This window comes from Pseudoxanthomonas mexicana, assembly GCF_014397415.1.
GTDB lineage: Bacteria > Pseudomonadota > Gammaproteobacteria > Xanthomonadales > Xanthomonadaceae > Pseudoxanthomonas_A > Pseudoxanthomonas_A mexicana.
On the sequence record NZ_CP060731.1, the window covers coordinates 970,727 to 990,872 of the forward strand.

General features: G+C 68.3%; 18 protein-coding genes. 10 read left to right on the plus strand and 8 right to left on the minus strand.

Annotated features, from left to right (window positions below; all coding sequences use genetic code 11):
• Positions 1–48: 48 nt before the first annotated feature.
• Positions 49–789 carry a pteridine reductase gene (locus IAE60_RS04410; protein ID WP_187574012.1) on the minus strand — a complete coding sequence of 247 codons (741 nt, stop codon included), beginning with the start codon at positions 787–789 and terminating at the stop codon, positions 49–51.
• Between the two features lie 182 nt (positions 790–971).
• Between IAE60_RS04410 and IAE60_RS04415 the strand changes: the two genes are divergently transcribed.
• Positions 972–2,429, plus strand: a complete 1,458-nt coding sequence (locus tag IAE60_RS04415; protein ID WP_187574013.1) for a circularly permuted type 2 ATP-grasp protein — start codon at positions 972–974, stop codon at positions 2,427–2,429.
• Positions 2,429–3,370, plus strand: coding sequence for an alpha-E domain-containing protein (locus IAE60_RS04420; protein ID WP_162108616.1), 942 nt, complete (start codon positions 2,429–2,431; stop codon positions 3,368–3,370). Before IAE60_RS04415 ends, IAE60_RS04420 begins: the two co-directional genes overlap by 1 nt.
• 6 nt (positions 3,371–3,376) lie before the next feature.
• On the opposite strand, the gene IAE60_RS04425 is transcribed toward IAE60_RS04420, so the two are convergent.
• Both IAE60_RS04425 and IAE60_RS04430 read right to left on the minus strand, forming a co-directional pair.
• On the minus strand, positions 3,377–3,565 hold the full coding sequence (locus IAE60_RS04425) for a hypothetical protein (RefSeq protein WP_162108617.1): 189 nt from the start codon (positions 3,563–3,565) through the stop codon (positions 3,377–3,379).
• A 6-nt stretch (positions 3,566–3,571) separates the two neighbouring features.
• Positions 3,572–4,405, minus strand: a complete 834-nt coding sequence (locus IAE60_RS04430; protein WP_185894818.1) for a proteasome-type protease — start codon at positions 4,403–4,405, stop codon at positions 3,572–3,574.
• A gap of 120 nt (positions 4,406–4,525) precedes the next feature.
• On the opposite strand from IAE60_RS04430, the gene IAE60_RS04435 reads away from it, so the two are divergent.
• Positions 4,526–5,710: a class I SAM-dependent methyltransferase gene (locus tag IAE60_RS04435; RefSeq protein WP_187574014.1), complete on the plus strand. Its 1,185-nt coding sequence runs from the start codon at positions 4,526–4,528 to the stop codon at positions 5,708–5,710.
• An 11-nt stretch (positions 5,711–5,721) separates the two neighbouring features.
• Positions 5,722–6,123 (plus strand): VanZ family protein, encoded by a 402-nt coding sequence (locus tag IAE60_RS04440; RefSeq protein ID WP_187574015.1) that lies wholly within the window; start codon positions 5,722–5,724, stop codon positions 6,121–6,123.
• Positions 6,124–6,175: 52 nt separating this feature from the next.
• Here IAE60_RS04440 and IAE60_RS04445 read toward each other — a convergent pair whose 3' ends face one another.
• The 3 genes from IAE60_RS04445 to IAE60_RS04455 form a co-directional block, all read right to left on the minus strand.
• Positions 6,176–8,512 carry a beta-N-acetylhexosaminidase gene (locus tag IAE60_RS04445; RefSeq protein WP_187574016.1) on the minus strand — a complete coding sequence of 779 codons (2,337 nt, stop codon included), beginning with the start codon at positions 8,510–8,512 and terminating at the stop codon, positions 6,176–6,178.
• A 102-nt stretch (positions 8,513–8,614) separates the two neighbouring features.
• The gene (locus IAE60_RS04450) at positions 8,615–11,377 is read right to left on the minus strand and encodes a TonB-dependent receptor (RefSeq protein WP_187574017.1); all 2,763 of its coding nucleotides are present in this window, start codon (positions 11,375–11,377) and stop codon (positions 8,615–8,617) included.
• A 113-nt stretch (positions 11,378–11,490) separates the two neighbouring features.
• Positions 11,491–12,567 (minus strand): glucokinase family protein, encoded by a 1,077-nt coding sequence (locus IAE60_RS04455; RefSeq protein ID WP_187574018.1) that lies wholly within the window; start codon positions 12,565–12,567, stop codon positions 11,491–11,493.
• Between the two features lie 337 nt (positions 12,568–12,904).
• Between IAE60_RS04455 and IAE60_RS04460 the strand changes: the two genes are divergently transcribed.
• The 6 genes from IAE60_RS04460 to IAE60_RS04485 all read left to right on the plus strand — a co-directional run bounded on the left by IAE60_RS04460 (position 12,905) and on the right by IAE60_RS04485 (position 19,062).
• Positions 12,905–13,375 carry a hypothetical protein gene (locus tag IAE60_RS04460; protein ID WP_187574019.1) on the plus strand — a complete coding sequence of 157 codons (471 nt, stop codon included), beginning with the start codon at positions 12,905–12,907 and terminating at the stop codon, positions 13,373–13,375.
• An 11-nt stretch (positions 13,376–13,386) separates the two neighbouring features.
• Complete coding sequence (locus tag IAE60_RS04465) at positions 13,387–14,454, plus strand: LacI family DNA-binding transcriptional regulator (RefSeq protein ID WP_187574020.1); 1,068 nt, start codon at positions 13,387–13,389, stop codon at positions 14,452–14,454.
• Positions 14,451–15,488 (plus strand): SIS domain-containing protein, encoded by a 1,038-nt coding sequence (locus tag IAE60_RS04470; protein ID WP_187574021.1) that lies wholly within the window; start codon positions 14,451–14,453, stop codon positions 15,486–15,488. Before IAE60_RS04465 ends, IAE60_RS04470 begins: the two co-directional genes overlap by 4 nt.
• Complete coding sequence (nagA, locus tag IAE60_RS04475; protein ID WP_187574022.1) at positions 15,485–16,630, plus strand: N-acetylglucosamine-6-phosphate deacetylase; 1,146 nt, start codon at positions 15,485–15,487, stop codon at positions 16,628–16,630. Before IAE60_RS04470 ends, nagA begins: the two co-directional genes overlap by 4 nt.
• A gap of 10 nt (positions 16,631–16,640) precedes the next feature.
• Complete coding sequence (locus tag IAE60_RS04480) at positions 16,641–17,711, plus strand: acyltransferase family protein (protein WP_187574023.1); 1,071 nt, start codon at positions 16,641–16,643, stop codon at positions 17,709–17,711.
• 280 nt (positions 17,712–17,991) lie between these two features.
• Positions 17,992–19,062 carry a PQQ-dependent sugar dehydrogenase gene (locus IAE60_RS04485; protein ID WP_187574663.1) on the plus strand — a complete coding sequence of 357 codons (1,071 nt, stop codon included), beginning with the start codon at positions 17,992–17,994 and terminating at the stop codon, positions 19,060–19,062.
• On the opposite strand, the gene IAE60_RS04490 is transcribed toward IAE60_RS04485, so the two are convergent.
• Positions 19,063–19,401: a lipid-A-disaccharide synthase N-terminal domain-containing protein gene (locus IAE60_RS04490; RefSeq protein WP_162108628.1), complete on the minus strand. Its 339-nt coding sequence runs from the start codon at positions 19,399–19,401 to the stop codon at positions 19,063–19,065. It abuts the gene before it with no gap.
• Entirely contained in the window at positions 19,398–20,132 is a 735-nt protein-coding gene (locus IAE60_RS04495; protein ID WP_185894829.1) for a glycosyltransferase family 2 protein, read from the minus strand. The genes IAE60_RS04490 and IAE60_RS04495 overlap by 4 nt, the downstream gene beginning before the upstream one ends.
• Positions 20,133–20,146 lie beyond the last annotated feature (14 nt).

The following is a 20,146-nucleotide window of genomic DNA, read 5'->3' on the forward strand; positions in this document are numbered from 1 at the left end:
GAGTCGGCAATCCTGCGGTCGTGCGCATGGCGCACGCTAGGTGGGGCTTTATGCCGTGTGCCGGCCGCCGTCGACGTGGATCACCTGGCCGGTGACGTAGCCGGCGGTGTCGCCGAGCAGCCAGGCGACGGTGCCGGCGATGTCGCCGGGATCGCCGATGCGGCCCAGCGGCGTCTGCGCCAGCAGTCGGTCCTGCACGTGTGGATCGATCCCGCCATCCGGCCACAGGATGGCGCCGGGCGACACCGCGTTCACCCGCACCTCCGGCGCCAGCGATGCCGCCAGCCCGCGCGAGACCGCCAGCAGCGCGGCCTTGGAGGCGGCGTACACCGCCAGGTCCGCACGCGGTTTCTCGGCATAGATGTCGGCGATGTTGACGATGGCGCCGCGTGCGGCCCGCAGGTGCGGCGCTGCCGCCTGCGCCAGGAAGAATGGCGCGCGCGCGTTGACCGCGAACAGTTCCTCCCATTGCGCCGGGGTGGCGCCGCCCACGGGCGTGGGATAGAACGCCGATGCGTTGTTGACCAGGGCGTCCAGACGGCCGAAATGGCCCACGGTTCTCGCCACCAGTTCGGGCAAGCGGTCGAAGACCGCCAGGTCGGCCTGCAGCATCAGCGTGCTGCCCTGGCGCCCGGCTTCCAGTTCGTCGACCAAGCCGTGCATGTCGGCGGCCGAGTCCCGGTAATGCAGCGCCACGTCGCAGCCGTCGGCATGCAGCCGGCGGGCGATCGCGGCGCCGATGCGACGGGCGGCGCCGGTGATGAGGACGACACGACGCGACGTGGGCATGGCAGGCTCCGGAACAGGAGTCCGCATTCTCCCTGCTTTGCACCGGAATGGCGCAAGACCGCACCGAAAAATGTGAGTCGATCTTCGCGTCGATGGGATGCTTGACGGCGCGAGCGTCGAGCGGGCATGTTGCGACGCATCACCCCGTGCCGGATGCGCCGGCCGGGACAGCAGGAAGGCGAATGGACTGGGCGAAGTACCGCACCACGACCTTTGACGAACTGATCCAGGCCGATGGACGGCCGCGACCGGCCGCACGCCGCTTGGTCGAATACCTGGCCGGACTGTCCGGCCGCGAACTGGCCGAACGCCAGCTCGCCGCCGACGTGGTGGCGCGCGTGCAGGGCATCACCTTCACCGTGTACTCCGACGGCCGCAACGTCGACCGCACGCTGCCGTTCGACCTGATCCCGCGCATCATCCCGCTCAGCGAATGGCAGCGCACCGAAGCCGGCCTGAAGCAGCGCATGCGCGCGCTGAACCTGTTCATCGGCGACATCTACGGCAGGCAGCAGATCGTCAAGGACAAGGTGTTCCCGGCGATGCTGCTGAAGGATTCGGTGAACTTCCGCGCGCAGTGCGTCGGCATCACGCCGCCCTTGGGCGTGTGGGCGCACATCTGCGGCTCGGACCTGGTGCGCGACGGCGACGGCACGCTGTACGCGCTGGAAGACAACCTGCGCATCCCCAGCGGCGTCAGCTACATGCTGGAAAACCGCATGGTGGCCAAGCGCGTGTTCCCGGAACTGTTCGAGACCAGCTCGATCCTGCCGGTGGACGAATACCCCAGCCAGCTGTACGACACCCTGGCCGCGCTCTCGCCGCGCCCGGGCGACACGCCGGTCATCGCGCTGCTGACGCCGGGCGTGTTCAACAGCGCCTACTTCGAGCACGCCTACCTGGCGCAGGCCATGGGCATCGAACTGGTCGAAGGCAGCGACCTGTTCGTCGCCGACGACGACTGCACCTACATGCGCACGGTGTACGGGCCGAAGCGCGTGGACGTGGTCTACCGCCGGGTGGACGACCTGTTCATCGATCCGGAGGTGTTCCATCCGGATTCCGTGCTGGGCGTGCCCGGCCTGATCCGCAGCTGGCGTGCCGGCAGGGTCGCGCTGGCCAACGCGCCGGGCGCCGGCGTGGCCGACGACAAGGTGGTCTTCGCCTACGTACCGAAGATGATCAAGTACTACCTGGACGAGGATCCCATCCTGCCCAACGTACCCAGCTACCTGTGCCACAACGCCAAGGAGCGCAGGTACGTGCTGGAGAACATCGAGAAGCTGGTGGTGAAGCCGGCCAACGAATCCGGTGGCTACGGCATGCTGATCGGCCCGCGCTCGACCAGGCGACAGCGCGAGAAATTCAAGGCATTGATCGGAGCCAACCCACGCAACTACATGGCGCAGCCCACGCTGGCGCTGTCCACTGCGCCCATCGTCACCAAGCAGGGCCCGTCGCCGCGCCACATCGACCTGCGCCCGTTCGTGCTGTCGCGCCAGGACACCTATGTCACCACCGGCGGGCTGACGCGCGTGGCGATGGTGAAGGGTTCGCTGGTGGTCAATTCCTCGCAGGGCGGTGGCGCCAAGGACACCTGGGTGGTGGACCTGGCCGACGACGACGGGGAGAACGCCTGATGCTCTCGCGGGTGGCCGACAACCTGTACTGGTTCAGCCGCTACGTACGGCGTGCCGAGAACACCGCGCGCCTGGTCGGCGTGGGCAGCCAGCTGCAGCTGGACATGCCCCGTTCGGTGCGGTTCGCGTGGCGGCCGATGATCGACACGGTGGGCGCGGGCGACTGCTTCGAGCAGTGCTATCCGGATGCCGGCGACGCCGCAGGCGACGTGGACGTGATCCGTTTCCTGCTGCTGGACGAACGCAATCCCTCATCGCTGCGCACGTCCGTGGATTCCGCCCGGGAAATCCTGCGCGGCATCCGCGACACGCTGCCGCAGGACGTCTGGGAAGCGATCAACGACCTGCACCTCTACATCGGCGCGCAGGGCGAGCGCAGTCTGGGCCGGCGCTACCGCATGGAGTTCCTGCAGCGCATCGTCGACGGCTGCCTGAAGGTCTCCGGCCTGCTCAGCGCGAACGTCAGCCGCGACATCGGGTACCAGTTCCTGCGCCTGGGCACGGCGCTGGAGCAGGCCGACATGACCACGCGCATCATCGATGCCGGCGCCTCCGGCCTGGTCACCCCGCGCCACGAAGAGGATCGCGAAGCGTTCCAGAACATGCAGTGGATGAGCGTGCTGCGTTCGCTGGCCGCGTACCAGATGTTCCGTCGCCACGTGCGCCAGCGCGTCACCGCGGAACTGGCCCTGCGGTTCCTGCTGCAGAACAACGAGTTTCCGCGCAGCGTGCACTTCTGCCTGACGCGCGCGCAGAGCGTGCTGCCCACCATGCCGCCCCGCCCTGGCGTGGACCGCCATCTCAACCGGGTGATCGGGATGACCCGCAACGCCGATCCGGCCGTGCTCGCGGAGCGGAACCCCGCCGCGTTCATGGACGAGATCCAGACGCACCTGGGCGCGCTGCACGATGCCATCGCCGCGGGCTACTTCCACGGGTGAACCCGATCAGTCGCGGGCACGCCACGCAGCGGCCGACACGGCCGCGAGCTTGCTGGCGATCAACGTGCCGGCCACGCCCGCCGCGATACGCCATGCCGGCGGCACCCACCATGCCAAGCAGAGGGCAGTAAGCCCCAGTCCCACGCAGAACACGAGCAGCGCGACCACCCAGGGCTTCAGGCCGCCGGCAGCCATCGGTCGTTACTGCTGCTGGCCCTGTGCGTCGCCCGGATCCTGTCGCGAAGGAATCCGGCGGGGCGGCATGGCCGGCAGCGGCCCCGGCACGTCTTCGCGTTCCTGCGGCGGTTCCCACGGGAAACGCGGCAGGCTGTGCACGGCGGCTTCCAGCTTGCGCGACCAGGTGTCGTGGATCTCGGCGTACAGCGGGGTGTCCGCTTCCAGCCGCATCTTCTGGCTGATCTTCAGGTCGCCGCTGCGCAGCAGCGCCATGTCCACCGGCATGCCGACCGACAGGTTGGAGCGGATGGTGGAATCCAGGGACACCAGTGCGCAGCGCGCCGCATCCTCCAGCGATGTTTCCGGGCGGATGATGCGGTCCAGGATCGGCTTGCCGTACTTGGATTCGCCGATCTGCAGATAAGGCGTTTCCGGCGAGGTGGCGATGCAGTTGCCGAGCGGATAGACCATGTACAGGCCGGGACGCTCGCCCGCGATCTGGCCGCCCAGGATCAGCGTGGACTGCACGTTGACGCCGCTCTGCTGCGCCTCGTCCTTCATCTTCACCTGGCTGGCGACCAGGGTGTCGCCGACGTACTCCGCCACTTCGTACAGGTGCGAGAACGTGCGCAGGCTCCGCGTCGCATCCGGATCGTCGGCATCGCGCTGCAGCCGCGAGATGGTCAGCTGCGTGGTGGCCAGGTTGCCGGCCGACATGATGACGAACACGCGGTCGCCGGGCCATTCGAATACGTGCATCTTGCGGTACACGCGCACATCGTCGAAGGAGGCGCTGGTGCGGGTGTCCGCGGCGAAGACCAGGCCTTCGTTGACTTCGATGCCGACGCAATAGGTCATGGCGTGTCCGTTGCTGCTGTGCACCACGATTCTATGCGCGACCCCCGGGGTTGGCTAGGGCCGCCATTCCAGTGTTAGACGGCCCGTACAATGGCCGGGTTTCCCGCTGCCCGGTGCACCATGCAGGCCGATCTGCCCCTCCCCGACGACGACGCGCGTGCGCACAGCGAACGCCTCGCGGCCTTCATCCGCAACGAGATCGCCGCCGAGGGCGGCAGCATTCCGTTCTCGCGCTTCATGGAGTGCAGCCTCTACGCGCCCGGGCTGGGCTACTACAGCGCGGGCAGCACCAAGTTCGGCGAAGCGGGCGATTTCACCACCGCGCCGGAGCTGGGGCCGCTGTTCGCCAGCTGCGTGGCGCAGGCGGTGGCGCCGGTACTGCAGCAGCTGGGCCCGGAAGCCGGGTTCGTCGAGATCGGCGGCGGCAGCGGTGCATTCGCCGAGATCATGCTCAAGCGGCTGCTGGAACTGGATGCGCTACCCACGCGCTACGCCATCCTCGAGCCCAGCGCCGATCTGCGCGAACGCCAGCGCGAACGGTTGGGGCGCCGGCTCATCCCGCCCGTGTTCGAACTGGTCGAGTGGCTGGATGCGCCGCCGGACGAGACCTGGAATGGGGTGCTGTTCGCCAACGAAGTGATCGATGCGCTGCCCACTCCGCGCTTCACGCTGCGTGACGGTGAAGTGTTCGAGGAAGGCGTCGCGCTGGACGGGGAGGGTCGTTTCGTCCGCACCGACCGTCCGGCCGACGCGCTGCTGTCGGCCGCAGTCCGCCATGTCGAACGCTACCTGGATGCGCCGTTCCCCGATGGCTACCGGTCCGAGCTGCTGCCGCAGCTGCCTTACTGGATCCAGGCGGTGATGGGCGGCCTGGACAGGGGCGTGATGCTGTTCGCCGACTACGGGTACCCGCGGCGCGAGTTCTACCAGGCCGACCGCGACGACGGCACGCTGCGCGCGTACTACCGGCATCGCGTCCACAACGATGCCTACTTGTGGCCGGGCCTGCAGGACATCACCGCGTCGGTCGACTTCACCGCGTTGGCCGAGGCCGGTACGAATGCCGGCTTCGACCTGGCCGGCTACACCACGCAGGCGAACTTCCTGCTGGGCAACGGTCTGCAGGAGCGGCTGGACGAAGCGCAGGCGCGTGCGGACGAGGCCACCCTGTTGCGCCTGCGCAACGAAGCCAAGCGGCTGACGCTGCCCAGCGAGATGGGTGAGCGCTTCCAGCTGATGGGCTTCTCGCGCGATGTCGAGTTCGGCGCGGCCTTCCTGTTCAACGACCTGAGCTGGCGCCTGTGAGCGGTGTTTTCATGTTGAAGCCGTTCCATCGCCCGCGCCTGTGGTGGGGCCTGTGGCTGCTGGCTGTGACGGGCGTCGTCGTCCTGTCGCTGGTCAACCTGAGCGGCCTGCCGCCGGTGCCCGAAGGGGGCGACAAGGTGGAGCACTTCCTCGCCTACGCGCTGTTGTCGGCGTCGGCGATGCAGCTGTTCGCGACGCGACGCGGCTGCGTGGTCGTGGCAGCACTGCTGATCGCGTTGGGCGTCGGTCTGGAGTTCGCCCAGGGCGCGCTGACCGCCACGCGCATGGCCGATCCGCGCGACGCCCTGGCCAATACGCTCGGCGTGGTGGCCGGCCTGTCCACGTTGTTCACGCCCTTGCGCGACATGCTGCTCGCCTTCGATACCCGGCTTCGACCGCGACGCGCATCGTAGGAAAAGAGGAAAAGCCGGGCATTACCCGGCTTTTCTTCGACGGCAGCATGCCTCAGCGCGGTTGCAGCGTGATGCGGTCCAGCACCCACATCTGCGGCCGGGTGTCGCCGGTGAAGCGCACGCACAGGTCCTGCCTGCCGGCGGTGCCGGCGGGCAGCGGTGCGTCCAGGTCCAGGAATCCGTCCGCGCCTGGCGCCGCCGGCAGCGGCACGCTGGCCAGCGTGTGGCCCTTGCAGCCGCCTCCCAGGATTTCCAGCTCGCCCAGCGGCGACTTGGCCGGTTCGAACGTGCGGTGCGGCTCGTCGTGCGCCAGCTGGAAGTAGTACGGGATGCGTCCCGCACGCACCTTGATGGACGCGATGCCGTCCAGGTCGGCCTGGTTCCACTGCCAGCACGGGTAGAAGATCGTGGCATTGAAGATCGCGCGTTCGCCCTCGGCCGGGCCGTCGTCTTCCAGACGCAGCAACAGGCGGCCCGCATCGGGGCACACGGCCATCGCCTCGTCGGTGCGCGTGAGCAGTGCGGCGGGCGTCAGCTCGAACGTGGTGGCGGGCGCCAGCGCGCGGCCCTCGGCGAAGGCCGCCGCACGCACGGTGACCGGCAGCTTCAGGTCGAGCGGCGATGCGAAGGCCTTGGAAGTCGATGTCGGTTCACTGCCGTCGGTGGTGTAGTGCACCGGATAGCCGAGCGGATTCGACAGCGTGACCTTCACGGTACCCGCCTTGCGGTCGTCCTCGGTCGCGATCATCGCTTCGAACGGCGTCTTCGCGTAGCCCAGGCCGATGGCGTCGTAGCGCTTCAGCTGCGTGGGCAGGCGGCGGGTGAAGTCGACGAAGTCCTTCTTCGCCGCGGGCGTCCAGCCGGTTTCGGCGACCGACGCCAGGCGCGGGAAGGCGTTGTGCTGCAGGCGCGCGAACGTGCGCGTGTGCTCGGTCCACAGGTTGGCCTGCAGGCCGAGGATGTGGTGGCGCTGGCTTTCCTCCAGCTCCGGCGGCACCGGCTCGAACGCGTAGACGTCCTGCAACGTGATCAGTGCGGGGCGACCCGGCGGCTCGTTCGGCGACGCCGTCTGCAGGTAGTCCAGGTAGGTCTTGTTCGACGGCGACATCACCACGTCATGGCCCTGGCGCGCGGCCTTAAGGCCGCCTTCGATGCCGCGCCACGACATGACCGTGGCTTCCGGCGGCAGCTTGGCTTCCAGGATCTCGTCCCAGCCGATCAGGCGCTTGCCGTGTCCGGCGAGATACTTCTCCAGCCGCTCGACCAGATACCCCTGCAGATCCATTTCGGTCTTGGCGCCGACCTGGCGCATGCGGGCCTGCTCGCGTGCCGACGCTTCCCACTGATCCTTCACTGCTTCGTCGCCGCCGATGTGCACGTAAGTGCCCGGGAACAACTGCACCACTTCGCCCAGCACGTTCTCGAAGAAAGCGATCGTCGGTTCCTCCACGTTGACCAGGTTGGGGAACACGCCCCACTCGCTGGACGGCACCAGCGGCGTGTCGGTGGAGCCGAGTTCCGGATACGCAGCGAGCGCCGCCGTCGCGTGACCGGGCACATTGATCTCGGGCACGACGGTGATGTGGCGTTCGGCGGCGTACTTCACCACGTCGCGGATCTGGTCCTGCGTGTAGAAACCGCAATAAGGGCGCGGCTCACCGGTTTTCGGGTCCTTGCCGCCATCGCCGGCGGGAATGCGGCAGCCGCCGATTTCGGTGAGCTTCGGGTACTGCTTGATCTCGATGCGCCAGCCCTGGTCGTCGGTCAGGTGCCAGTGCAGGGTGTTGAGCTTGTGCAGGGCCATCGCGTCGATGATCTTCTTCACCTCGTCGACGGTCTGGAAATGGCGCGCCGGGTCCAGCATGAAGCCGCGCCAGGCGAAGCGCGGTGCGTCTTCGATATGCAGCGCCGGCAGCGTGACGCCGCCCTTGTCGCCCTGGGTGGCGAGCTGCCACAGCGTCACCGCACCGTAGAACAGGCCGCGCTCGTCACGTGCCTTCACCGTGACGCCATCGGGCGTGATGTCCAGCGTGTAGGCCTCGGGCGAGGCCGCAGCCGCATCGCCCGTTTCCAGTACGAAGCGGATGCCTTTCTTGCCATCGGCGTCCGCGATCGCCAGCGCAGGCCCGCCTGCCGACTGAAGGTAGGCGGCGAACTGGCCGGCGACGCGTGTCGCCGGTTCACCGGTGGCGGACAGAGGGGTGTCGGCATTGATGACGAACGATCCTTCGCCCGCCTGCAGCGTGGCGGGCGCGGGAATCAGGGCCGGCGTGACGGGCGCCGAAGCGGTCGCGGCGCCGGCATCGCTGTCCGGTCGGGCGCAACCGGCCAGGACCAGCAGGGTGATGGCCATGCCGGCCAGGGCGCGACGGACGAAGGGTCGTTTCATCGGAATCCTCGTGGGCGAACGAGCGGAGAGTGCCAAAAAAAAGCGGGCCCGGACAAATCCAGGCCCGCAGAGGGAGAGCGTTCCCTTACATCGGTGATGCGATCAGAACTTGAAGCGGAAGTTCAGGTAGTACTGGCGGCCGTTCTGGTAGATCGAACGCGGCTGGTCGCGGTTGAGCGCGTAGTACTTCAGCTTCGGCTCGTTGAGGTTCAGGCCATCCAGCGTGACCGTCAGCCAGTCCGTCGCCTTGTAGCCCAGCGACGCGGACAGAACGTCGGTCTCGTCCTGGTAGAACGCGGTGGCACGATCCAGGCCGCTGTAGAACTCAGAGCGGTAGGTGTAGTTCACGCGCGCGTTGAAGCGGTCGTTCTCGAAGTACGCCCCGATGTTGTAGGTGTTCTTCGAGGTGCCCACCAGGTCGCGGCCATCATCCTGTTCGCCGTCGGCATACGTGTAGTTGGCGTTGATGCCGAAGTTGTCGCCGATCGGTTGTTCGTACGTCAGCTCCACGCCCTTGACCTTGCCGTCGCTGTTGACCGGCACCGTCAGCACGTAGTCCGCCAGGTAGCCCTGCGGGTTGGTCGTGCTGTAGGTCATGTACTGGCGCGTCTCCTGGCCGTAGGACACGTAGTCCTTCAGGTCCATGTAGAACACGCTGGCGGCCAGCAACGCGCGAGGTGCGAAGTACCACTCCACCGACACGTCGAAGTTGGTGGACAGGATCGGCTTCAGGTCGGGGTTGCCGCCGCTGCCCGAGCCCGGTGCGCCTACGGACGGCGGCGGGCTGAGCGAAACGGCGCCCGCGAGGGCCGAGTAGTCCGGGCGGGTCATCGTGCGCGAAGCCGCGACGCGGGCCACCAGGTCCTCGGTGATATCGAATTTTAAGTTGGCGCTGGGCAGCAAGTCGGTATACGTATGGCGGGTGATGACCGGCAAGTAAGGTCCGAAATCCGAACCGGTGATCGCATCCGGCGAACCTGTGCCCGACACGTTGTTGTGGATGCGTTCTTCGGTCCGCACGTAGCGCAGGCCGACGTTACCGCTCCAGCGGTCGCCTTCGAGGTTCAGCTGCGCGTAGGCCGCGGACGATTCTTCGTGGATCCCGTACAGGCCGGCCCAGTCGGTGCGCGTGGTGGGGTTGCGGTTGGTGAAGCGGTCGTTGAAGGCAGCCAGCTGCTGCGGCGAGTAGTACCAGATGTCGCGCGGGAACGTACCGCCCAGCCCGTCGGCGAAGTCGCCCGGATAGTTGGCGTAGCCACCGGTCGGGTAGTTGGCCGGATCGAACGGCGACTGCGTGCCGACCGGGCAGAAGTACGGTTGGCCCCAGTCGAATGCGACGGTGTTGCCGCTCGCGTCCTTGCACGCCGGCCCTTGGCCGGTCGCGCCCAGCGACTCACGGCTGTGCTCGGCATAGCGAGCGCCGAACTGCAGCGAGGACATGGCGCCCTTGTCGATGAAGTATTCGCCATCGATCTGACCCCACTTCTCTTCGTCTTCGACCTTGACGTCCTGGTAACCGAAGATCCAGCCCAGCGTGTCGGCAGCGTTGCTGGCGGGATTGCCGCCGATGTACCAGTCGGCGGCACCGACGCCGTTGAGGCCCCAGCCACCGCCGGCGCCGATGCCCACGTTCCACTCTGCCACGTCCTGGGTCGGCGTCTCGCCGGTGCCGTCGGACGTGCCCAGCTGCGCCTTCAGCACCAGCGAGTCGCTGGGCTGCCACTTGGCATCGAACGCGATGAACGAGGAGTCTGCACTCGCATCAGGACGCGAGATCTGGTCGTATACGCCATACGTCGTGCCGGGCACGCCGGCGAAGTCGGCCTGTACCAAGGTGCCGTTGCGGACGACGTAACCCGGTAGCGGCGCCTGGCCATTGCCCTGTGCCAGGAAGTGCGTCACCCACAGCAGGTAGTTGCGGTTGTAGTTGCCGGCCTTCTGGTCCGACACGAAGGCGTTCACGCCCAGCGTCAGGTCGTCGGTCGGCTTGATCTGGACTTCGAGCAGGCCGCCCTTGCGCTCGCGCTTCTGCTCGAACAGTGCCGAACCGATCATCGTGGGATACCACACGCCGGCGAGGTCGGGGTTGGAGAGTGCGACCGCACTGCCTGGCGCGATCTGCTCGTAACCCAGCAGTTCCTGGCCATCACGGCGCAAGCTGCGCTCTTCCGAGAACGCCTGGACCAGCACGCCGAGGGTGCCGGCGTCGTTCTTCCAGTTCAGCAAGCCACTGAACTGCGGTTCGGTTTCGCTCGGGAGGTCGGAATAGACGGCACCGATAGATGCTTCCGCGGTGAAGTTTTCCGCGAACTCCAGCGGCTTGCGGGTGATGATGTCGACAGAGCCCGCCACGCCGCCTTCCACCAGGCTGGCCTGCGAAGACTTGTGCACGACGATCTGGCTGACCAGTTCCGACGGCAGCAGGGTGTAGCTGACGCTGCGGCCGACCGTGCCGGTCTGATTCAGCACGAACCAGTCGCCGGAGGCGATGTTGTGCCCGTTGAACAGCGTCTGCGTGAGGCTCGGGTTGGTGCCGCGCATCGACACGCGGTCGTTCTCGTCGAAGCCGCCTTCGTTGGCGCCGGCCGAGCTGACCGTCACGCCGGGGATGCGCTGCAACGAGTCGGCGACGTTCTTGTCGGGCATCTTGCCGATGTCTTCGGCGGTGATCACTTCCACGTGACTCTTGGCCTCGCGCTTGACGTCGAGCGACTTCTCCACGCTGCCACGGATGCCGGTGACCACCACGGTGTCGAGGTCGGTCGCCTGGGTGCCGGTCGGCTGGGCGTCCTGCGCGTGTGCCTGCACCGCCACACCCAGACAGGTCACGATGGCGGCGGAAAGGATGGATCTGCGGTACGTCATGATGTCTCTCCCATCATTCATTGTTTGAGTTTCGGCAGGTCTTGCTCGCGCTTGCTCCGCCGTGCTGAAGCCGTTACTGCAATCGACGCCACGCCTGTCCCGGCGCTTGCTCTTCAATCTTCCTGCTGTTGCTCCAGGTACCACTTGGCGGCACCCACCACCCCGAGCTGCCCGTGCTCCACCAGCTTCACGGGAATGCGTTCCAGCGCCTCGCGCATCGTTCCCTTGTTGAGGAAGCGCGCCACGAAGCTGCTGTTGATCAGGAAATCGCGGATCCTGGGCAGGATCCCGCCGGCGAGGTACACGCCACCCTGCACGCCGTAGAGCAGGGCCATGTCGCCGACCACGCTGCCGAGCAGGCCGCAGAACACGTCCAGGCTTTCGCGCGCCAGCGGGCTCTCGCCCGACAGCGCAGCAGCCGTGACCTGGCCCGGATGCATGTAGCCCGAAGGCGCGGCCCCGCGGACGGCGCACAGCGCCGCGTGCAGGTTCAGCAGGCCCGGACCCGACAAGGCGTGTTCGACCGGTACGTGCGTGCGGGTCTTCAGCATCTCGGCCAGTAGCGCCATCTCGAGCGCATTGCCGGCCGTGAGCGCGGCCTGTCCGGCTTCAGTGGCCAACACCACCGCGCGTGCGCCGGTCGGGATCCACACGGCTGCGCCCAGGCCGGTGCCCGGACCCAGGATCAGCGTCGGGCCGCGCGCCGGTGCGATGGCGGGGCCGGTCAGCTGCAGCACCTGGCTGGCATCCACCTGCGCGGCGGCATGCGCCACGGCTTCGAAATCGTTGACCAGGCGGACGTCGTCGAAGCCGAGCCGCGTGCGCAGGTCGGCCAGCGACAGGCGCCACGGCAGGTTGTTGGTGATGACGGTGCCGTCTTCCAGCGCATAACCGGCGCTGGCGATCACGCCGCGCGTCACCCGTCCGTGGTCGAGGCTCAGGTGGGCGAGGAAGTCCTGGACGATGTCGCCCAGGCCGGCGTGCTCGGCGCAGGCGTACTTGCGGTACTCCAGCACGTGGACCGGCGTGCCGGCGTCGCCGCTGCCGCGCACCAGACCGATGCGGACGTGGGTGCCACCGACGTCCGCCGCGATGAAGGCGTCGTGCGCCCCGCGGCTGGTCTCTGTCGGCAATGGATTGGCAATGGCGACCACACGTCTCCCCACATGTCCGCGGCCGGGACCCCTCATCCCGATGGGGCCGGAGTGTGGAAAGTGTTTGACAACGTTGTCAAGACTCTGTCATGAAATAGGCGTTCGAGCGGCCAAGTGATGTCGAAGAATGACAACAATTGCCGTATTCATCATTCGATTGCGCGCAGGAATGTGTTCAATGCAGTCTCCCGGAAGACGAGAAGGGGCGAGTCCGATGGACTTCATGCTGCAGTGCATGATGCCGCTGCACTCACATCACTCAGCCCGAAGGGGGCCGGACCCTCGCCTTTTCTCGATCCGTTCGCGCGGCCATGACAACGTTATTCCCGCTCCTGGCCGCGGACCTGGCGGGCGCGCCGGAACCGGGGATTGCATGGTCGCCGGTAACGGTTACGCCCCGCTCCGCTCGTTCGCCCTCGTCGGTAAGGCGTGCTCCATCAGCGCCTTCCTCAAGCCGATGGAATCCTGCGTGCCCCGCTTCTTCCTGACGCAGCCGGCGGCGCTGTCCAGACGCAGCGGTGTAAGCAAGGGACTGGCCCTCAGCCCGGTCGCGCTGACAGGGGCGGCGGTGATGCTCGCCGGGTCCTTCCTCCAATGGGGGTATCCCGGTGCGCCGGCCGGCCCGTGCGTCATCGGCGGTGGTCTGGCGCTGCTGCAGCCCGCGGCGCGCCCGGGCGCGGGCACGACGGGCCTGATCGATGGCGCACGACACGGCGTGCCGACGGGCATCCGCAACAAGCGGACCGCCACCTTTCACAGCGCGGCGGCAGGGCATCGGGCGGGTCGTCCGCGGCCGGCGACGGCCGTGCCGGAACGCGGCATCATGGCGGACTCGCCTCCATGACGGAAACGCCCATGCGCCGACCCACCATCAAGGACGTCGCCGAACGCGCGAAGGTCTCGCTGAAGACCGTGTCCCGGGTCATCAACAACGAACCGTCGGTGCTGCAGGGCACGCGCGCGCGCGTGCTGCACGCCATCGCCGAACTGGACTACGAACCGGACCAGTCCGCGCGCAACCTGCGCAGTGGCACGCCGTTCGTGATCGGACTGGTGTACGACAACCCCAACCCGTACCACATCATCGGCGTGCAGAACGGCGTGCTGGCGGCGTGCAAGGAGACCGGCTTCGGCCTGCAGATCCATCCGGTGGATTCCACCTCGCCGTTGCTGGCGGAGGAACTGGTGGAGTTCGTGCAGCGCTCCCGCCTGGCCGGCCTGGTGTTGACCGCGCCGATGTCCGAGCGCGCCGACCTGGTGAATGCGCTGGCCGCGCGCGGGGTGAAGCTGGTGCGCATCATCGCGGCGACGGAAGATCCGGAAGATGGTCTGCCGTGCGTCTATGTCGACGACCGCGATGCCGCCTACGAGATCACCGAACACCTGATCCAGCTCGGCCACCAGCGCATCGGCTTCCTGTGGGGCGGACTGGCGCACCGGTCGAGCACCGAACGCTATGCCGGTTACGAGAAAGCGCTGAAGGACTACGGCATCACGCTCGACAAGCATCTCGTCGTGCCGGGCGACTACACGTTCGACGACGGTTTCCGTGGCGCGCGCCGATTGCTGGCGCTGCGTGAACCGCCCACCGCGATCTTCGGCTCCAACGACGAGATCGCGGCCGGCGTGCTGGCGGCGGCCAAGTCCGCCGGCATGAACGTGCCCTACGACCTGTCCATCGCCGGCTTCGAGGACAGTCCGTTCTCCAAACAGTCGTGGCCGCCGCTGACCACCGCCAAGCAGGCCACGCAGGACATCGCCAAGCAGGCCGCGCGCCTGCTGATCGCCGGCCTGCGCCAGGACGCGTACGACGACCATCCCACCGCCGTGCACAACCAGGGCTTCGTGCCGCAACTGGTGGTGCGCGGTTCCACTGCGCCGGTCCGTCCGCGCGCGGACCGACCCGAACCCCCGACACCATGACCGACACCCCGTTGCCCGCGCCCTCCGACACCCTGATGCACCAGGAGGCGGCCCAGACCGCCGACATCGTCGCCGACCAGTACGCGCGCAACGCCGCCACGGTGAAGGCGCTGGCCGACGACCTGCGGCGCAACCCGCCGCCGTTCGTGGTGACCTGCGCGCGCGGTAGCTCGGATCACGCAGCGACGTATGCGAAATACCTGTTCGAGACGCAGCTCGGCGTGGTCACCGCCTCGGCGTCGCCGTCGGTGGGCTCGGTATACGAAGCGAAGCAGCGGTTGGCGGACGCGCTGTACGTGGTGATCTCGCAGTCGGGCAAGAGTCCGGACCTGCTGCGCAATGCGACGCAGGCGAAGGAGGCCGGTGCGCGCGTGGTGGCGCTGGTGAACGTGGAAGACTCACCGCTGGCGCTGCTGGCCGACACCGTGCTGCCCTTGCGCGCCGGTCCCGAGCGCAGCGTGGCGGCGACCAAGAGCTATCTCGGTTCGCTCGCGGCGATCCTGCAGCTGGCCGCCCACTGGAAGAACGAAGCGCCGTTGCATGCCGCCACCGATGCGTTGCCTGACGCGCTGCAGCGGGCCTGGCAGGCGGACTGGTCGCCGCTGACCGATGGGCTGGCGGGTGCGCACAACCTGTTCGTGCTCGGCCGCGGCCTGGGCCTGGCCGCCGCGCAGGAAGCGGCGTTGAAGTTCAAGGAAACCTGCGGCCTGCATGCCGAGGCCTACAGCTCGGCGGAAGTGAAGCACGGGCCGATGGCGCTGGTCGGTCCGGGCTTCCCGGTACTGTGCTTCGCCCAGCCGGACGAAACCGAGGCCGGCACGCTGGCGCTGGCGCAGGAATTCCGCGGTCGGGGCGCCCAGGTGTGGGTCGCATCGCGCCAGGGCGATCTGCCGCTGGCCGACGCCCCGCATCCGGCCTGCGCGCCGCTGCTGACCATCCAGAGCTTCTATCGCGCGATCAATGCGCTGGCGTTGCGGCGCGGCCACAACCCCGACGTGCCGCCGCATCTCAACAAGGTCACCGAAACGGTATGAATGCCATGCGCACCGCCACCGCCCTGTGCAATGCCCGCGTGCTGACGCCGGACGGATTCGTCGAAGGCCTGGCGGTGCTGATGCAGGACGGCCGCATCGCCGATCTGGTCGCGGACGATGCGATCCCGTCAGAGGCGGCACGGCACGATCTTCACGGCGCGACGTTGCTGCCCGGCTTCATCGATGCGCAGGTCAACGGCGGCGGTGGCGCGCTGTTCAACAACGACACGAGCGTGGAGGCGATCCGCACCATTGCGCAGGCACACCGGCGCTTCGGCACCACCGGTTTGCTGCCGACGCTGATCAGCGACGACGCCGAGGTGATGGCGCGGGCGATCGCGGCGACGCGCGAGGCCATCGCGCAGGGCGTGCCGGGCGTGCTCGGCATCCATCTGGAAGGCCCCTACATCGCACCTGCGCGCAAGGGCACGCACGACGCGGCCAAGTTCCGCGTGCCCGGCGCGGACGAGGTCGCGATGGCGACCTCGCTGGACAACGGGGTGACCCTGTTGACGCTGGCCCCCGAGCAGGTGCCGGCCGACACGATCCGCGCGATGGTCGCGCGCGGCGCCATCGTGTTCGCCGGCCATACCGCGGGCACCTACGAACAGATTCTTGCGGGCATCGAGGCCGGGGTGTCCGGGTTCACCCATCTCTACAACGCGATGTCGCCGCTGCAGGGGCGCGAGCCCGGCGCAGTGGGTGCGGCGCTGGAAGACGACGGTTGCTGGTGCGGCGTGATCGTCGATGGCGTGCACGTGCACCCGGCCAGCCTGCGGGTGGCGCTGTCGGCCAAGCCGCGCGGCAAGGTGTTCCTGGTGACCGATGCGATGCCGATGGTGGGTGCGGACGATCCGTCGTTCGATCTCTATGGCGAAACCATCGCGGCCGTCGATGGCGTGGTGCGGAATGCGGCCGGTGCGTTGGCGGGGTCGGCGCTGGACATGGCGAGCGCCGTGCGCAACTGCGTACGGTTGCTGGATCTGCCGCTGGAGGAAGCGGCGCGCATGGCGTCCACCTATCCCGCCGATCTGCTTGGCCTCGGGGCCACGCACGGCCGCATCGCGCCCGGCTATCGGGCCGACCTGGTCGCGCTGGACGACGACCTGCAGGTCGTCGGTACCTGGATCGGCGGCGCGTGATCCTGCGCGCATGAGCGCCGCGCCGGTCCGGTTCGCGTCCGTCGACGCGCTGCGCGGCCTGACGGTGGCGGCGATGCTGCTGGTCAACACGCCCGGCGACTGGTCGCACGTGTATGCACCCCTGCTGCATGCGGAATGGCACGGCGTCACGCCGACCGACCTGGTGTTCCCGTTCTTCCTCTTCATCGTCGGCGTGTCGGTTTCGCTGGGCATCGTGCCGCGTGCCGAGGCAGGCGTGGCGCGCGACGTGCTGGTGCGCGCGCTGCTGTGGCGCGCGGCGAAAATCGTCGCGCTCGGCCTGGCGCTGCACCTGCTGGCGTACCTGATGCTGGACCGTGCGCACGTCCGTCCCTGGGGCGTGCTGCAGCGGATCGGCGTGTGCTTCGCCATCGTGGGGCTGGTGGCGCTGTATGCGAAACCGCGCACGCAGTGGGCGCTGATCGGCGTGATCCTGCTGGGCTACTGGGCGCTGCTCGCGCCGTTCGGCTACGCCCCCTACACGAATCTGCCCGCGCGGGTGGATACGGCCCTGTTCGCCCCGTGGCTTTACCAGTGGGATGCCACGCTTGCGCGCGGCCAGGACCCCGAGGGGCTGCTGAGCACGTGGCCTGCCATCGCCACCACGCTGATCGGCGTTCGCGCCGGCGCCTGGTTGCGGGGCGGTGCGCTTCGCATGCTGGTGCCGGCCGGCATGGCGGCCGTGGCCATCGGCCTGGCGTGGAGCAGCGTGTTTCCGTTGAACAAGTCGCTGTGGACCTCGTCGTTTGCGCTGTTCACCGCAGGCTGCGCGTTGCTCGCGCTGGCGCTCGCCCATGTGGCGGTGGACCGGCAGGGATGGCCGGCCGCGGGGCGACGCTTCGGTGCCAACGCCATCGCCGCGTACGTCGGTGCGGCCGTGATGACGTACGTACTGCTCGGACTCGGGTGGATGGAGCCGCTGTACCGGGCCGGATTCGCCGACTGGATGACGCCGCGCTTCGGCCCGTACGTGCCGTCGTTGGCGTTCGCGCTGTCGTTCGTCGGCGTGTGGTGGTGGGTGGTGTGGGCGATGGACCGGCGGGGCTGGTACCTGAAGGTCTGAAGGCCCGGCGACCGTCACGCTTTTCTTCGCCGACCCGGCGTACAACGACGGTCACCGTCGCCGGAGCGTCCGCATGAAGAGGCCGTTGCTGCTTGCCTGTCTGGTGTGCCTGGCGTCCTGCCAGCGCGCGACGGTCGACGAGAACGGTGCGCGGGTCGTGCTGGCGTCCAGCCCCCAGCGCGTCGCCACAACCGCGGGAATTCCCGCCTCGCAGGGGACGCTGCCCCAGGCAACGGCCACGCTTGCCCCGGTATCCGGCGCAGGGCGCACTGCGGGCGGCATGTCGCCACCCCGCGTCGTGCCCGACCCCCCGTTCACCAGCACGCCCGTCGCCACGTTCAATGAGCCCTGGGCGATGACGTTCCTGCCCGACGGCCGCCTGCTGGTCACCGAAAAGCGCGGCACCCTGCGCCTGGCCCATGTCGCCACCGGCCAGGTAGGCCAGGTCACCGGTGTGCCGGCCGTCGCCTACGGCGGCCAGGGTGGACTCGGCGACGTGCTGCTGCATCCGCGCTTCGCCGACAACCGTCTGGTCTACCTGAGCTATGCCGAAGCGGGCAGCGGCAGCACGCGCGGCGCCGCGGTGGCGCGCGCCACGCTGACGCTGGATGCGAGCGGAAACGGCGGCAGCCTGTCCAACCTGCAGGTCATCTGGCGGCAGCTGCCCAAGGTCAACGGGGAAGGCCACTACGGCCACCGGCTGGCGTTCGGTGCGGACGGCAAGTTGTGGATCACCTCCAGCGACCGCCAGGCGATGACGCCAGCGCAGGACCTGCAATCCGCGCTCGGCAAGCTGATCCGCCTCAACGACGACGGCAGCGTGCCGCCGGACAATCCGTTCGCCGCGCAGGGTGGCATCGCGGCGCAGGTGTGGACGCTGGGTCACCGCAACCTGCTGGGCATCGCGTTCGACAATGCGGGACGGCTGTGGACGCACGAGATGGGGCCGGCCGGCGGCGACGAACTGAACCTCATCGAGCGCGGCAGCAACTACGGCTGGCCGGTGGTCTCCAACGGCGACCACTACGACGGCACGCCGATCCCCGACCATGCCACGCGCCCGGAGTTCAATGCGCCCGAAGCCTGGTGGACGCCGGTGATCGCGCCGGCGGGCTTCGTCATCTACTCGGGTAACCTCTTTCCGTGGTACCGGGGCAAGGGCTTCATCGGCGGTCTGGCATCGCAGGCGCTGATCGAGATCGAATTCAACGGCACGCAGGCGCGCGAGGTGCGGCGCTACCCGATGGGACGGCGCATCCGCGAAGTCGAGCAGGGACCCGACGGTGCGCTGTGGCTGCTGGAGGACGGCGGCGGCGGGCGATTGTTGAAACTGACGCCCAACCGCAGCTGATCAGCGCGCAGTTCCTGCTTCGCGCTGCTGGCGCGAGTGGCGGATGTCCAGGTACAGACTGTAGGCGGCGGTGAACGCCGGCAGCAGGTTCTGCAGCACGCCCACCGCGTCCTGCTTGGACGAGAACAGGAAGTAGCTCAGCGCCATCAGGCTGCCCGCCAGGCTCATGTACCAGAACAGGCGCGGGATCACCGGACGGCGCGCGCGCCGCGAAGCGACGAACTGCACCAGCCAGCGGCCGCCGAACATCGCCGCGCCGGTCAGGCCGATCAGCTTCCACGGCGTCATGTGCAGGCCGGTCCAGCCCAGCCAGACGATTTCCTGGTTCATCACGCTCATGGCTTGCGTCCCGTGCCGATCTCGCTGACGGGGGTGACGTGGCTGCGCTGGATCAGCCAGGACACGCCCATCAGGTCCCGGATGCCGACCAGCGCGCGGCCCAGGTTGGTGTACTTGGACTGGCCCGAACCGCGCGGCCGGTGCGATACCGGCACGCTGACCGTCTTCCAGCCCGCGCGCTGCATCAGTGCCGGCAGGTAGCGGTGCATGTGGTCGAAGTAGGGCAGGTCGAGGAAGGCGGCGCGCTCGAACAGCTTGATGCCGCAGCCCGTGTCCGGCGTGTCGTCGCGCAGCAGGCGCTGGCGGATCCGGTTGGCCCAGCGCGAGGCCCAGCGCTTGCTGGCGGTGTCCTTGCGGTCGACGCGCCAGCCGGCAAACAGCTTGGTCTGCGCATCGGCCTGCTCGCGCGCGGCCAGCAGCTTGGGGATGTCGGCGGGATCGTTCTGGCCGTCGCCGTCCAGGGTGGCGATCCAGGGCGACAGGGCATGCTTCACGCCGGTGCGGATGGCCGTGCTCTGCCCGCTGCGGCGCTGGTGCACCAGCACGCGCAGTTCCGGCACTTCCGCCTTCAGTGCGGTCAGCACGTCGCGGGTGTCGTCCTGGGACTGGTCGTCGACGCAGACGATGTCGAACGGGATGCGCCCCCGCAGGTGCTGCACCACCTCTTGCACCAGCGGGCCGATGTTGCCGCGCTCGTTGAACACCGGGATCACGATGGAAAGGGCCGTCATGGCAGACCTCACGG